The organism is Cupriavidus sp. MP-37, from assembly GCF_020618415.1.
In the GTDB taxonomy this organism is placed as follows: Bacteria; Pseudomonadota; Gammaproteobacteria; order Burkholderiales; family Burkholderiaceae; genus Cupriavidus.
In genome coordinates this window covers 372673-387006 of the sequence record NZ_CP085344.1, presented here as the reverse complement: position 1 = coordinate 387006, position 14334 = coordinate 372673, and the positions used below count along the sequence as shown (strand labels likewise).

The 14334-nt window shown below is 68.8% G+C and carries 10 protein-coding genes, 1 tRNA gene and 2 riboswitches; of the genes, 8 read left to right on the top strand and 3 right to left on the bottom strand.

Annotation, left to right across the window (positions count from 1 at the left end; genetic code table 11):
* Positions 1-48: 48 nt before the first annotated feature.
* A tRNA-Arg gene (locus LIN44_RS01770) sits at positions 49-124 on the bottom strand.
* Positions 125-588: 464 nt separating this feature from the next.
* Here LIN44_RS01770 and LIN44_RS01765 point away from each other — a divergent pair.
* Positions 589-1482 (top strand): cytochrome c5 family protein, encoded by an 894-nt coding sequence (locus LIN44_RS01765; RefSeq protein WP_227313295.1) that lies wholly within the window; start codon positions 589-591, stop codon positions 1480-1482.
* 73 nt (positions 1483-1555) lie between these two features.
* Here LIN44_RS01765 and hemN read toward each other — a convergent pair whose 3' ends face one another.
* Positions 1556-3028 carry an oxygen-independent coproporphyrinogen III oxidase gene (gene hemN / locus LIN44_RS01760; RefSeq protein ID WP_227313294.1) on the bottom strand — a complete coding sequence of 491 codons (1473 nt, stop codon included), beginning with the start codon at positions 3026-3028 and terminating at the stop codon, positions 1556-1558.
* A gap of 198 nt (positions 3029-3226) precedes the next feature.
* Here hemN and LIN44_RS01755 point away from each other — a divergent pair, with 198 nt between their 5' ends.
* Positions 3227-4363 (top strand): ABC transporter substrate-binding protein, encoded by a 1137-nt coding sequence (locus tag LIN44_RS01755; RefSeq protein WP_227313293.1) that lies wholly within the window; start codon positions 3227-3229, stop codon positions 4361-4363.
* Between the two features lie 23 nt (positions 4364-4386).
* Here the strand turns inward: LIN44_RS01755 and LIN44_RS01750 are convergent, their stop codons facing one another.
* Positions 4387-6501 (bottom strand): UvrD-helicase domain-containing protein, encoded by a 2115-nt coding sequence (locus LIN44_RS01750; protein ID WP_227313292.1) that lies wholly within the window; start codon positions 6499-6501, stop codon positions 4387-4389.
* 280 nt (positions 6502-6781) lie between these two features.
* Here LIN44_RS01750 and LIN44_RS01745 point away from each other — a divergent pair, with 280 nt between their 5' ends.
* The 6 genes from LIN44_RS01745 to LIN44_RS01720 all read left to right on the top strand — a co-directional run bounded on the left by LIN44_RS01745 (position 6782) and on the right by LIN44_RS01720 (position 14325).
* Positions 6782-7009: a glycine zipper 2TM domain-containing protein gene (locus LIN44_RS01745; RefSeq protein WP_227313291.1), complete on the top strand. Its 228-nt coding sequence runs from the start codon at positions 6782-6784 to the stop codon at positions 7007-7009.
* 75 nt (positions 7010-7084) lie between these two features.
* A riboswitch (glycine riboswitch) is annotated at positions 7085-7172 on the top strand.
* 21 nt (positions 7173-7193) lie between these two features.
* Positions 7194-7318: riboswitch (glycine riboswitch) on the top strand.
* A 95-nt stretch (positions 7319-7413) separates the two neighbouring features.
* Positions 7414-8553 carry a glycine cleavage system aminomethyltransferase GcvT gene (gene gcvT / locus LIN44_RS01740; protein WP_227313290.1) on the top strand — a complete coding sequence of 380 codons (1140 nt, stop codon included), beginning with the start codon at positions 7414-7416 and terminating at the stop codon, positions 8551-8553.
* 99 nt (positions 8554-8652) lie between these two features.
* On the top strand, positions 8653-9033 hold the full coding sequence (gene gcvH / locus LIN44_RS01735; RefSeq protein ID WP_018006183.1) for a glycine cleavage system protein GcvH: 381 nt from the start codon (positions 8653-8655) through the stop codon (positions 9031-9033).
* 99 nt (positions 9034-9132) lie between these two features.
* The gene (gene gcvP / locus LIN44_RS01730; protein ID WP_227313289.1) at positions 9133-12063 is read left to right on the top strand and encodes an aminomethyl-transferring glycine dehydrogenase; all 2931 of its coding nucleotides are present in this window, start codon (positions 9133-9135) and stop codon (positions 12061-12063) included.
* Positions 12064-12155: 92 nt separating this feature from the next.
* On the top strand, positions 12156-13532 hold the full coding sequence (locus tag LIN44_RS01725) for an L-serine ammonia-lyase (protein WP_227313288.1): 1377 nt from the start codon (positions 12156-12158) through the stop codon (positions 13530-13532).
* Between the two features lie 55 nt (positions 13533-13587).
* Positions 13588-14325: an MBL fold metallo-hydrolase gene (locus LIN44_RS01720; protein ID WP_227313287.1), complete on the top strand. Its 738-nt coding sequence runs from the start codon at positions 13588-13590 to the stop codon at positions 14323-14325.
* Positions 14326-14334 lie beyond the last annotated feature (9 nt).

Sequence of the window (14334 nt, the reverse complement as noted above, 5' to 3'; positions counted from 1 at the left end):
TCGCCGTTCCCAGCGGTGGTGGGAAAAACCGAAGATGCTTAAGGAGATTGGCGCGCCCGGCTGGGATCGAACCAGCAACCCCTGCCTTCGGAGGGCAGTACTCTATCCATTGAGCTACGGGCGCACAGGACGGTTTTGCAACCGGTTTTGCGGGTACAGCGGTTGCGGCGGGCGAATGCCGCCGCAGGAAAGTCGCATAGGATACCGCTTTTGCAGGGCGCCGTCCATGTGGGGCCGCCACGGGCGCCGGGGAACGTCTCGCAACCGCCGCTTTTTGGCACTGGCAGGGGGGCTTTGGCGCTATAATCGCCAGCTATTTGCGTCAAATCGTGCCCGTCGCGCCGTCGGCGCAGCGAGTCGACCGGGGTCAAATCCGGGCGGCTGGTTGTCGGCGACAATCGGGCCCCGGTCCGGGAGACAGTCCGAGGTACGCAAATGGCAACAGACCCAAGTCAGGCAAGGGCCGCAGGGGAGCGCGGGCGGTCCGGATGGGGCCGGATAGTGGTCAGCGAAGGGCCACGCCAGGGCCAGAAAAAGCAAGCCGAGCGTAAGCGGCCAGAAGGTTTCCTGCAAAACTGAGAGTTCTGTATGAGCGACGTCCACAACGAACACCCCGAACACGAGTCTCCCATCAAAACCCCGAAGCAGTTGATCGCAGTCGTGATCGCGGCGTTCCTGGTGCCGATCATCGTGATCATCCTGCTGGTCAACTTCGTCGGACACGGCTCGACCGAAAGCGCCGGCGCCAGCACCGCCGCCGAAGCCGTCAACGACCGCATCAAGCCGGTCGCCTCGCTCGAAATCAAGGACCCCAACGCGCCGCGCGTGTTCAAGACCGGCGAACAGGTCTACAAGGAAATTTGCGCCGCCTGCCACGCCACCGGCGCGGCGGGTGCGCCCAAGCACGGTACCGCCGGCGACTGGACCGCGCGTATCGGCCAGGGCTTCGAGGGCCTGATGAAGTCGGTGCTCAACGGCAAGGGCGCGATGCCGCCGCGCGCCGGCAGCACGCCTGACGACTACACCGACTACGAACTGGCCCGCGCCGTGGTCTACCTGGCCGACGCCGGCGGCGCCAAGTTCCCCGAGCCGGCTGCCCCGGCCGCTGCCGCGCCGGCCACTGCCGCAGCTCCTGAAGCGGCCGCTCCGGCTGCTGCGGCGGCTCCGGCTCCGGCCCCCGCTGCTCCGGCGGCCGCTGCCGCACCCGCACCGGCCGCCGCTGCCGCGCCGGCAGCTGCCTCGGCCGAAGTGGGCAAGAAGGTCTACGAACAGGTCTGCGCCGCCTGCCACGCCGCCGGCGTGGCCGGTGCGCCCAAGTTTGGCGACAAGGCCGCCTGGGCGCCGCGCCTGAAGGAAGGCATGGATGCGGTCCACAATTTCGCGCTCAAGGGCAAGGGCGTGATGCCGCCCAAGGGCGGCTATACCGGCCCGGACGCCGACGTGATCGCCGCGTCGGACTACATGGCCAACGCCGCCAGGTAAGCCGGCTCCGCCCTGACAAAAAACCCGCCTTGCGCGGGTTTTTTTTCGTCCTGCCCGGGGCCGAGGTTGCCCGCTACACCACGCGCGAGTAGCGCGGCACGATGCGGATCGGCTTGGCGCCATCGTTGGCGGCGCGGTTGCTGTTGTCGGCAGTTCGGGCGGCGTCGTCGCGCAAGTAGCGGTCGAATGCCATCGCCACGCGGCGCACCAGCAGCCGGCCCAGCGGCGTCACGGTGATGTGGCCGGGCTCGCAGCGCACCAGCCCGTCCGCGGCGAGGCGGCCCAGCTCGGCGAGTTCCGCGGCAAAGGTCCGGTTGAAATCGATGCCGTGGCGCGCCTCGATGCCGGCGAGGTCGAGTACGCCGTTGCACATCAGGTCGCCGATGATCTCGCGCCGCAGGTGGTCGTCGGCCGTCATCGCCACGCCGCGCGCCAGCGGCAGGCGGTCCTGGTCGAGCGCGCCGTAGTAATCGTCGAGCGTGCGCGCGTTCTGCACGTAGCGCCCCGCGATCGCGCCGATGGCCGAGATGCCGAGCCCGATCTGGTCGTAGCCGGCGTGCGTCGAATAGCCCTGGAAGTTGCGCTGCAGCCGGCCCTCGCGCTGCGCCACGGCGAGGTCGTCGTCGGGCAGCGCGAAGTGGTCCATGCCGATATAGACGTAGCCCTCGGCGCTCAGCCGCTCGATCGTGGAGACCAGGATGTCGAGCTTCTCGCCGGCCGGCGGCAACGCCTGTTCGTCGATGCGGCGCTGGGGCTTGAACACATGCGGCAGGTGGGCGTAGCTGTAGACCGAAAGGCGGTCGGGCCGCAGCGCCAGCACCTGGTCGATGGTGCGGCCGAAGCGCGCCGCGGTCTGGTGCGGCAGGCCGTAGATCAGGTCCAGGCTGACCGAGCGGAAGCCCAGCGCCCGCGCGGCATCGACCACGGCGCGGGTCTCTTCGAACGGCTGGATGCGGTGGATGGCCTGCTGCACCTCGGGGTCGAAATCCTGCACGCCCAGGCTGACCCGGTTGAAGCCCAGCTCGGCCAGCAGCGCCATGCGGTCGTGGTCGACGCGGCGCGGATCGATCTCGATCGAATGCTCGCCCTCGGCCGCCAGCGTGAAATGGGTGTTCAGCAGTGCCATCACGCGCCGCATTTCCTCCGGGTTGAGGAAGGTCGGCGTGCCGCCGCCCCAGTGCGACTGGATTACCTGCCGGCGCGCGCCCAGCCGCCCGGCGACCAGCGCCATCTCGCGGCCCAGGTAGCTGACGTAGCGCGCGCTGCGGCCGTGGTCGCGGGTAATGATCTTGTTGCAGCCGCAGTAGTAGCAGATGTTCTCGCAGAACGGGATATGCAGGTATAGCGACAGCGGCGCCGACGCGTCGGCACGGCACGCGTCGAGCGCGTCGTGGTACAGCGACAGGTCGGGACCGGTGTGGAAGCGGTCGGCGGTCGGGTACGAGGTATAGCGCGGACCGTTGCCGTCGATGCGGCCGGCCAGCGCGCGGAAATCGGAGAGCGCGCGGCGGTCGAGCGCGGGGGAAGTCATGGCAGACGGGTTCATGGGGGCGCGGGGGAATGGGTGTGCGACACGTCATCGTAGGACCGGGCCGGCGCCCGCAGCTTGACCGCCGTCAAGCGCGGGCCTGAGCCACTGCCTTCGCTTCCTACCGACACGCGCGCGTACGTCACATTGGCGTCATGGAGGCCGGGTACGCTGCGCGCCACCGCGCCCGCGCGCGATCCGTCCTGATCCCCAGCCATGTCGCTTTCCCGCCGATCCACCACGCCCGCGCCGTACCCACCGCTGCGCGGCCAGCCGCCGGCAGACGTCTGCCGGCGCCGGTTGCTTGCCGCCACCGGCATGGCGCTGGCGCTGCCCGCCGTGCCGGTGCTTCCCACCCTGGCGCAGGCGCCGCGCACGGTGGTGGTCGGGCATCTGGTCGACCGCAACGGCGCGCAGTCCGACCTGGCCCGCGACTACCTCGCCGGGGCCAAGGTCATGTTCGACGCCGCCAATGCCGCCGGCGGTCCGGTGCGGATCCAGCACGTGGTGCGCGATGCGGACCCGGATCCGCGCCGCGCGCTGGCGCAGGCGGTGGCGCTGGCCGACACCGAGCATGCCGGGCTGCTGTTCGGCCCCGGCGACCGGCTGCTGCCGGTGCTGGCGTCATCGTCCGAGCTGGCCCGGCGCGGCATGCAGATCGTCGCGCCGCTGTCGGGGCTGGCGCTGGCCGCCGACAACGTCTGGTTCACCCGGGCCGACTATCAGGCCGAACTGGACGCCGCCGCGCAACAGTTGCGCGGCTACGGGCTGACGCACATCGCGCTGGCCGTGGCGCCGGATTTTGCGGTGTCGTCGCTGGCCCGGCTGGAGGCGCAGACGGGCACCCGCGCCGTGCTGCTGGAAGGCACCGGCGAAGCGGCGGCGCGGCGCATTGCCGCAACGCGTCCGGGCGCGGTGATCGTCGCCGGCGACACCCTGGCCTATGCCGAACTGGGCCGGGCGCTGGCGGCGCAGGGGTGGTACGGGTTCCTGGTGGGGCTGTCGTCCGTCAGTGCCAATGCCGCGCGCGAGATCCTGGGCCGCGGCTACGCCGGCGGCATGTTGCTGACCCAGGTGGCGCCGGGCCCGCAGCAAGCCACGTTGCGGGTGGTAAAGGAACACGTGGCGCGCATGAAGCAGTACCTGGACGAGCCGCCGTCGCCGGCGACGCTGGCCGGTTATATCGGCGCCGCGTGGCTGGCGCGGGCGCTGCAGGGCGTGCGCACGGGCGGGCCGGCGGAACTGCGGCGCGTGCTGCAGGGGCGCGTCGACGTGGGCGACTTCACGCTCGACTTCAGCCGCGGGCAGCGCGGCTCGCAGTACGTCACGCTGGCGGTGTCGGGCGCACGCTAGCGATGCGATAGCGCCGCGGCGGCTCAGCCGGCGGCCGCCTTGCCGCCATTACCACCATTACCACCGTTGCCGAGCAGCGCCTTGAGCGCGCCAAGGCGGTCCTTGGGGCTCATCGCCGGGGTCGCGTCGACCGGCGCGGGCGCCTCTTCCAGCTTCATCTCGCCGATAAAGCGGGACGGCTGGCACGAATAGGTCTCGCGCGCGCGCTTGCGCTTCTTGCACCAGCTGACATGCAGGCTGCGCTGCGCGCGCGTAATGCCCACGTACATCAGGCGCCGCTCTTCCTCGATCTTTTCGTCGCTCATGTCCTCGTCCTCGCGGCAGTGGGGCAGGATGCCTTCTTCCACGCCGACCAGGAACACATGCGGATATTCCAGCCCCTTGGACGCATGCAGCGTCGACAGCCGCACCGCGTCGGGGTCTTCCTCGCGGCCTTCCAGCATGCTCATCAGCGCCACGGTCTGGGTCAGTTCCAGCAGGTTCTTGCCTTCGCTGCCGAAGCCGTCGGCGGTGTCGAAGCCGGTGGCTTCCCCGCCGTCCGCGCCCTCGGGCTTGGTGCCCTTGCGCTTGAGCCAGTCGAGGAATTCCAGGGTATTGGTCCAGCGCGACTGCGCCTGCCGTTCGTCGAAGCTGTCGTACAGGTAGGCCTCGTAGTGGATGCCGGCCATCAGGTCGTCGAGGACCTCGGTGGCCGGGTCCTTGGCCGCGCGGTCGGCCAGCCGCACCATCGATTCGCAGAACACGCGCAGCGGTTCCAGCTGGCGCGGCTGCAGCTTGCCCTCGATGCCGCCCATCATCGCCGCCTCGAACAGCGACACCTTGGCCTGGCCGGCGAAGGTGCCCAGCACTTCCAGCGTGGTGTTGCCGACGCCGCGGCGCGGCGTGGTGATGGCGCGGATAAAGGCGGGATCGTCGTCGGGATTGGCGATCAGGCGCAGGTAGGCGCAGATGTCCTTGATCTCGGCCTTGTCGAAGAAGCTCTGGCCGCCGGACAGCACATACGGGATGCGCTCGCGCCGCAAGATCTGCTCGAACAGCCTGGCCTGGTGGTTGCCGCGGTACAGGATGGCGTAGTCGCGGAACTGCGCGCGGCGCTCGAACTTGTGCGCCGACAGGCGGAACACCACCGACTCGGCCTCGTGCTCCTCGTCGTTCATCGGATGGATGGCGATGGGGTCGCCCATGCCGTGCTCGCTCCACAGCTTCTTGTCGAACAGCTTGGGATTGTTGGCGATGACGGCGTTGGCCGCTTCCAGGATGCGCACGGTGGAGCGGTAGTTCTGCTCCAGCTTGATCACCTTCAGGTCCGGGAAATCGGTCTGCAGCCCGCGCAGGTTGTCGAGCGTGGCGCCGCGCCAGCCGTAGATGGCCTGGTCGTCGTCGCCCACCGCGGTGAAGGCCGGCGCGCGCAGGTGCGAGCCGCCCGCCAGCAGCTTGAGCAGCTGGTACTGGCAGGCGTTGGTGTCCTGGTATTCGTCGACCAGGAAGTAGCGCAGGCGGTTCTGCCACTTGAGCCGGACCGCTTCATCGCGCGCGAACAGCTCTGCCGGCAGGCGGATCAGGTCGTCGAAATCCACCGCCTGGTACGCGTTCAGCGTGGCGACGTAGTTGCGGTAGACCAGCGCGGCCTGGTGCTCGTCTGCGTTGGCGGCCTGCGCGATCGCGGCCTCGGGGTCGACCATGCCGTTCTTCCACAGCGAGATCGTGCTTTGCACGCCGCGGATCAGCTTCTTGTCGGTGGTGCCCAGCTGCTCCTGGATCAGGCCGAAGCAGTCGTCCGAATCCATGATCGAGAACTGCGGCTTCAGGCCGACGTGCTCGGCTTCCATGCGCAGGATCTGCACGCCCAGCGAGTGGAAGGTGCAGACCGTCAGCTGCCTGAGCGGAATGCGCTTGCCCTCGCGCGTGGTCTTGCCCTCCATCAGCTTGGCGATGCGCTCCTGCATCTCCTTGGCCGCCTTGTTGGTAAATGTGACGGCGGCGATATGGCGCGGCTCGAAGCCCTTGTCCTCGATCAGATGCGCGATCTTCTGCGTGATCACCCGGGTCTTGCCGGAGCCCGCGCCGGCCAGCACCAGGCAAGGCCCGTCGAGGTAGCGGACGGCTTCGGATTGGGCGGGGTTCAGGCCATGGGTCATGCGGGGAGGCGGAGCGGGCGTTTGGGGGCAGCGGCGGAATCGACGGGGAACGGCGGGAGTTGCCGGCAACCGGGCAACGGACCGCGGCAAAGCTGCCGATGTTAACACGCGCGCCACGGCTGGTCAGTCAGCGCACGCCGCGCGCGCCGGCCTGGCTGTGTCACTGGCGTAACACTTCGTAAAGACCGGAGCCAATGGCATAACGCGACACTCTAACCAGTGTGTCCCCCGGTCCGCCGGGCCGCGCGGGCATGCACAGATCATCACATCGGAGCCAACAATGAAAACCCTGCAAAGTTTGACCAAGGTGACCCTGATCGGCATGACGGTCGCGGCCTTTGCCGGTTGCGCGGACATGACCCCGAAACAACGTAATACCGCCATCGGTGCCGGTGCCGGCGCGGTGGGCGGCGCCATCCTGACCGACGGCAGCGCGCTGGGTACGCTGGGCGGCGCGGCCGTGGGCGGCGTGATCGGCAACGTCGTCACCGACGACAAGAAGAAGTAAGCCCGGCCGCGCAGCGTCGGGTACGGCGGGCCCCTGCCGTGGTTTGACAAAGGCCGGGGCCTCCCGTACATTGCGCGCATCCGACCGGGAGAGCGCGCATCGCCTGCGCCGCCGAAGGGGTATCACCCGAAAACTCTCAGGCACCACGGACCGGTCGGATCGGCATGCAACATGCACACGATGCATGCCGCACTCTGGAGAGCGGCACCCGCCATTCGTGGCGAGCGTGTCCACCGAAGGGGCGCGCGAGGCTGGGATCGATTGGATCCGCCTCGTAATCTCTCAGGTATCGAGGACAGAGGGGTCATCCGCCGCAGCGGATTGCTTGCCATATCGGCGTAGCGATCGTTGCGGCGGATGACCCTTTTTTGTTTTCGCCAACCGAGACTGCCCCCGAGGATTCCATGACGCTCCAGGCCACGCCCCTCAACGCTATCCACCGCGCCCTCGGCGCCCGCATGGTCGACTTCGGCGGCTGGGACATGCCGGTCAACTATGGCTCGCAGATCGAAGAGCACCATGCCGTGCGCAACGATGCCGGCATGTTCGACGTCTCGCACATGTGCGTGGTCGATCTCGCCGGCGCCAATACCCGCAGCTTCCTGCGCGGCCTGCTGGCCAACAACGTCGACAAGCTGCAGACCCCCGGCAAGGCGCTCTATTCCTGCATGCTCGACGAGAACGGCGGCGTCATCGACGACCTGATCGTCTATTTCTTCGCCGAGGACCGTTTCCGCCTGGTGGTCAATGCCAGCACCGCGGTGGGCGATATCGACTGGATCCGCGCCCGCAACGACGCCACCGGCAGCGGCGTGACCATCACGCCGCGCCGTGAAGATGTCGCGCCCGCGGGCGTGCAGCCGCTGGCCATCGTCGCGGTGCAGGGCCCCAACGCCCGCGCCAAGGTGTGGAGCACCTTCCCGTCGACCCAGCCTTCCGACACGCTCAAGCCGTTCAACGCCGTGGTAGTGCAGGACCCCGCCCTCGGCGAAGTGATGGTGGCGCGCACCGGCTACACCGGCGAAGACGGCTTCGAACTGGTGGTGCCCGCCGCCAGCGTCGCCGGCCTGTGGGAGAAACTGAATGCCGCCGGCGTGCGCCCGGCGGGCCTGGGCGCGCGCGACACGCTGCGCCTGGAAGCCGGCATGAACCTGTACGGGCAGGACATGGATATCAAGGTCTCGCCGCTGGACGCGGGCCTGGCCTGGACCGTCGACCTGCAGAGCGAGCGCGACTTCACCGGCAAGGCGGCGCTGGCCGCCAACGGGCAACGCCAGCAGTTCCTCGGCCTGATCCTGCGTCCGACGGAAGGAAAAGCGGGCGGCGTGCTGCGCGCCCACCAGAAGGTCATCACCCCCGCCGGTGACGGTGAAATCACCAGCGGCACCTTCAGCCCCTCGCTGTCGCAATCGATTGCGTTCGCGCGCCTGCCCCGGGGCGTGAACGTAGGCGACACCGTGCAGGTGGAGATCCGCGACCGCAAACTCAACGCGACTGTGGTTAAACTGCCGTTTGTGCGTCATGGCAAGGCACTCGTGAGCTAAGGGCAAGCCCCGCTCACCCAACGGTCGCCCTCGCCTGCCGGCAGCGTTGCCGGGCAGGCATCACCCAACAAGAAACAGATCTGAATCCGGAGAACCTTCATGAATTTCCCCGCTGACCTCAAGTACACCGAGTCGCATGAGTGGGTGCGCGTCGAAGCCGACGGCACGCTCACCATCGGCATCACCGACCATGCCCAGGACGCGCTGGGCGACATCGTCTTCCTGGAACTGCCCGAAGTGGGCAAGTCGGTCGGTGCCGGCGACGCGCTGGCGGTGGTGGAATCGGTGAAGGCCGCGTCCGACATCTACGCACCGGTGGCCGGCGAAGTCATCGCCGTCAACGAAGCCGCCACCGCGGCGCCGGAAAGCGTCAACGCCAACGCCTTCGACGCGTGGCTGTTCAAGCTCAAGCCGGCCAACGGCGACGACGTCAACGGCCTGATGTCGGCCGACGCCTACAAGGCCAGCGTCGGCGCCTGATCGCCCGCCGGTCCCGCGCCAGGGACCGGCACACCGCATTCGCGGCGCCGCGGCACGGCTGACCACCTGCCGCCGGCGCCCACCACGAGGTTCTTGCCCATGAACGCCCCGCTGCCCATGAAAGCCGCCCAAGCAAACCGGCCCACGCTGGCCGAACTGGAGGCGCGCGACGCCTTCGCCGCCCGCCATATCGGCCCCGATACCCCCGAACAGCAGCACATGCTGAAGGTGCTCGGCTATGACAGCCGCGCCGCGCTGATCGACGCCGTCATCCCCGCCGCCATCCGCCGCCGCGACGGCATGCCGATGGGCGAGTTCACCGAGCCGCTCAGCGAAGAGGCCGCGCTGGCAAAGCTGCGCGCGCTGGCGGGCAAGAACAAGGTCCTGAAGAGCTTTATCGGCCAGGGCTACTTCAACACCATCACGCCCGGCGTCATCCTGCGCAATATCTTCGAGAACCCCGCCTGGTACACCGCCTATACGCCGTACCAGCCCGAGATCTCGCAGGGCCGCCTGGAAGCGATGCTGAACTTCCAGCAGATGGTCACCGACCTGACCGGGCTGGATATCGCCAACGCGTCGATGCTGGACGAAGGCACCGCCGCCGCCGAAGCGATGACGCTGCTGCAGCGCGTGAACAAGCACGACTCCAATATCTTCTTCGTCGCCGACGACGTGCTGCCGCAGACGCTGGAAGTGGTACGCACGCGCGCGCTGCCGCTGGGCATCGAGGTCAAGGTCGGCCCCGCCGCCGACGCCGCTGCCGCGGGCGCGTTCGGCGTGCTGCTGCAATACCCGGGCGTGAACGGCGACATCAACGACTACCGCGCCATCGCCGACGCCGTGCACGCCGCCGGCGGCCTGGTGGTGGCGGCCGCCGACCTGCTGGCGCTGACGCTGATCGCCGCTCCCGGCGAATGGGGCGCCGACGTGGCGGTGGGCAACTCGCAGCGCTTCGGCGTGCCGCTGGGCTTTGGCGGCCCGCACGCCGGCTACATGGCGGTGAAGGATGCGTTCAAGCGCTCGATGCCCGGCCGGCTGGTCGGCGTGACCATCGACGCGCAGGGCAACCAGGCCTACCGCCTGGCGCTGCAGACGCGCGAGCAGCATATCCGCCGCGAGAAGGCGACCTCCAACATCTGTACCGCGCAGGTGCTGCTGGCGGTGATGGCGTCGATGTACGCGGTCTACCATGGCCCGCAAGGCCTGAAGCGCATCGCGCAGCGCGTGCATCGCCTGACCGCGACGTTGGCCGCCGGCCTGCAGGCGCTGGGCTTTGCGCGCACCAATGCCAGCTTCTTCGACACGCTGACGCTGGAAACCGGCTTCAACACCGACGCGATCCATGCCGCCGCCACCGCGCGCGGCATCAACCTGCGCCATGCCGGCGCCACCCGCGTCGGCATCTCGCTGGACGAGACCGCCACCCGCGCCGACGTGGTCGCACTGTGGGAGATCTTCACGCAAGGCAAGCCGCTGCCCGCCGAGGTCGACTTCGACAAGCTCGAGGCCGCCGCGCAGGACGCCTTCCCGCCCGCGCTGGCGCGCACCAGCGCCTACCTGACGCACCCGGTGTTCAACACGCACCACGCCGAGCACGAGATGCTGCGCTACCTGCGCATGCTGGCCGACAAGGACCTGGCGCTGGACCGCACCATGATCCCGCTGGGTTCGTGCACGATGAAGCTGAACGCGACCAGCGAGATGATCCCGGTGACCTGGCCCGAGTTCAGCCAGATCCACCCGTTCGCGCCGCTGGACCAGACCGTGGGCTACCGCGAGATGATCGACCAGCTCGAGGCCATGCTGTGCGCCGCCACCGGCTACGCCGCGGTCAGCCTGCAGCCCAACGCCGGCTCGCAGGGCGAATACGCGGGCCTGCTGATCATCCACGCCTACCACGCCAGCCGCGGCGAGAGCCACCGCGACATCTGCCTGATCCCGTCGTCGGCGCACGGCACCAACCCGGCATCGGCGCAGATGGCCGGCATGAAGGTGGTGGTGGTGGCCTGCGACGAGAACGGCAACGTCGACCTGGAAGACTTGGCCAGGAAGGCCGAGCAGCACAGCCAGAACCTGGCCGCGATCATGATCACCTACCCGTCCACGCACGGCGTATTCGAGCAGGGCGTGCAGCAGATCTGCGAAATCGTGCACAAGCACGGCGGGCAGGTCTACGTCGACGGCGCCAACATGAACGCGATGGTCGGCACCGCCGCGCCCGGGCAGTTCGGCGGCGACGTGTCGCACCTGAACCTGCACAAGACCTTCTGCATCCCGCACGGCGGCGGCGGCCCGGGCGTGGGTCCGGTTGCGGTCGGCGCACACCTGGCGGACTTCCTGCCCAACCAGGACAGCGTCGGCTATCGCCGCGACGAGCGCGGCATCGGCGGCGTGTCGGCGGCACCGTTCGGCTCGGCCAGCATCCTGCCGATCTCGTGGATGTATATCGCGATGATGGGCTCGGCCGGCCTCACCGCCGCGACCGAAAACGCGATCCTGGCCGCCAACTACGTTGCCAAGCGCCTGGCGCCGTACTACCCGGTGCTGTACACCGGCCAGCACGGTCTGGTCGCGCACGAATGCATCCTGGACCTGCGCCCGCTGCAGAAGGAAACCGGCATCAGCAACGAAGACGTGGCCAAGCGCCTGATGGACTACGGCTTCCACGCACCGACCATGAGCTTCCCGGTGCCGGGCACCCTGATGATCGAGCCGACCGAGTCCGAAGCGCTGCATGAGCTGGACCGCTTCATCGACGCGATGATTGCGATCCGCCAGGAAATCGGCCGGGTTGCGGACGGCACCTTCGACCGCGACGACAATCCGCTCAAGCACGCCCCGCACACCGCCGCGGTGGTCACCGCCAACGAGTGGCCCCACCAGTACACGCGCGAGGAAGCCGCCTACCCGGTGGCCTCGCTGCGCACGCAGAAGTACTGGCCGCCGGTCGGCCGCGCCGACAACGTGTACGGCGACCGCAACCTGTTCTGCGCCTGCGTGCCGGTCAGCGACTACGTGGTGGACTGAGCCGTCACCCCGCCCACAAGCTAAGCTGTACTCAGGGCGCCGCGCAACGCGGCGCCCGCCGGCCTGGTCCGGCATCAATCTGGAGGCGGTCCGTGGCAGTCAGCGTATTCGATCTGTTCAAGGTGGGCATCGGCCCGTCGAGCTCGCACACCGTGGGCCCGATGCGCGCGGCGCTGATGTTCGCGCAGGGGCTGGAGCGCGACGGGCTGCTGCCGCAAGTCGCCAGCGTGCGGGTGGAGCTGTATGGCTCGCTCGGCGCCACCGGCAAGGGCCACGGCACCGACAAGGGCGTGATCCTGGGCCTGATGGGCGAGGCGCCCGACACCATCGATCCCGATTCCATCGACACGCGCCTGGCGGCGCTGCGCAAGACGCGCGAGCTGTCGCTGCTGGGACGCCATATGGTGCCCTTCATCGGGAAGGAGCACATCGCCTTCTACCGGCGCGAGGCCATGGCCGAGCATCCCAACGGCATGAAGTTCCACGCCTTCGATGGCGGCGGCGCGACGCTGCGCGAGGCGCGCTACCTGTCGGTCGGCGGCGGCTTCGTGGTCACTGCCGGCGCGCCCAATACGCAGGTGCTCAAGGCCGCGCAGCAGTTGCCGCACCCGTTCCGCAGCGGCAAGGAACTGCTCGGGATGGCCGGCGCCAGCGGCAAGAGCATCGCCCGGCTGATGCTCGAAAACGAGCTGACCTGGCGCAGCGAGGAAGAGGTCGTCAACGGCCTGCTGCACATCTGGGACGTGATGCAGGCCTGCGTGGCGCGCGGCTGCCGCACCGACGGCGAGCTGCCGGGCCCGTTCAAGGTGAAGCGGCGCGCGCCCGAGCTGTACCGCAGCCTGACCGAACGCGCCGAACGCACGCTGTCGGACCCGCTCTCGGTGATGGACTGGGTCAACCTGTACGCCATCGCCGTCAATGAAGAAAACGCCGCCGGCGGGCGCGTGGTCACGGCGCCGACCAACGGCGCGGCCGGCATCATTCCCGCGGTGCTGCACTACTACGACCGCTTCGTGCCGGGCGCCAACCGCGCGGGCGTGGTCGACTTCCTGCTCACTGCCGGCGCGATCGGGCTGCTGTACAAGCTCAACGCGTCGATCTCCGGCGCCGAGGTCGGCTGCCAGGGCGAAGTCGGCGTAGCCTGCTCGATGGCGGCCGGCGCACTCGCAGCGGTCACCGGCGGCAGCCCGGCACAGGTGGAGAACGCCGCCGAGATCGGCATGGAGCACAACCTGGGGCTGACCTGCGACCCGGTCGGCGGGCTGGTGCAGATCCCGTGCATCGAGCGCAACGCGATGGCGTCGGTCAAGGCGGTCAACGCGGCGCGCATGGCGCTGCGCGGCGACGGCACGCATTACGTGTCGCTCGACTCGGTGATCAAGACCATGCGCGAAACCGGCGCCGACATGAAGACCAAGTACAAGGAAACGGCACGCGGCGGGCTGGCGGTGAATATCGTGGAGTGCTAGCGCCGGTGCGGCGTATCATGGCGGCGTTCCCCGGCCAAACAACAAGAGGACGGCCATGCAGACCTTCCACCAACTCTTTGACGAGACCTCGTCCACCTTCACCTACCTGCTGATCGACGCCGCCACCGGGGACGCGCTGCTGATCGATCCGGTCGACCACCAGCTCGAGCGCGACCTGAAACTGCTGCAAGAAACCGGCGCGCGCCTGGCGTGGGTGATCGAAACCCACGCCCATGCCGACCACATCACCTCGGCCGGCCACCTGGCCTTGCAGACCGGCGCGCATACCGCGGCGCCGTCCGGCTGCGACATCAAGCCCGCGCACAAGCAGCTGATCGACGGCGACACCATCGCCTTCGGCAAGCAGGTGCTGCGCGCCATCCATACGCCCGGGCACACCGCCGGCAGCATGAGCTACCTGTGGGAAGAAAGCACCGCCGACGGCATCGTGCGCCGCATCTTCACCGGCGACGCGCTGCTGATCGATGGCTGCGGCCGCACCGATTTCCAGTCCGGCGACGCCGGCACGCTGTACGACAGCCTGACCCGCAAGCTGTTCGCGCTGCCCGACGACACGCTGGTCTATCCGGCGCACGATTACAAGGGCCGCACCGTCTCCACCATCGGCCATGAACGCGCGCACAACAGCCGCGTCGCCGGCCGCACGCGCGAGCAGTTCGTCGAGATGATGCGCAACCTGAACCTGCCGCGCCCGAAGCTGATCGATGTTGCCGTGCCCGCCAACCAGCGCCTGGGCCTGCGCGACGGCGAAAGCGTGCCGCACGGCGCCTGAATGCCTTCC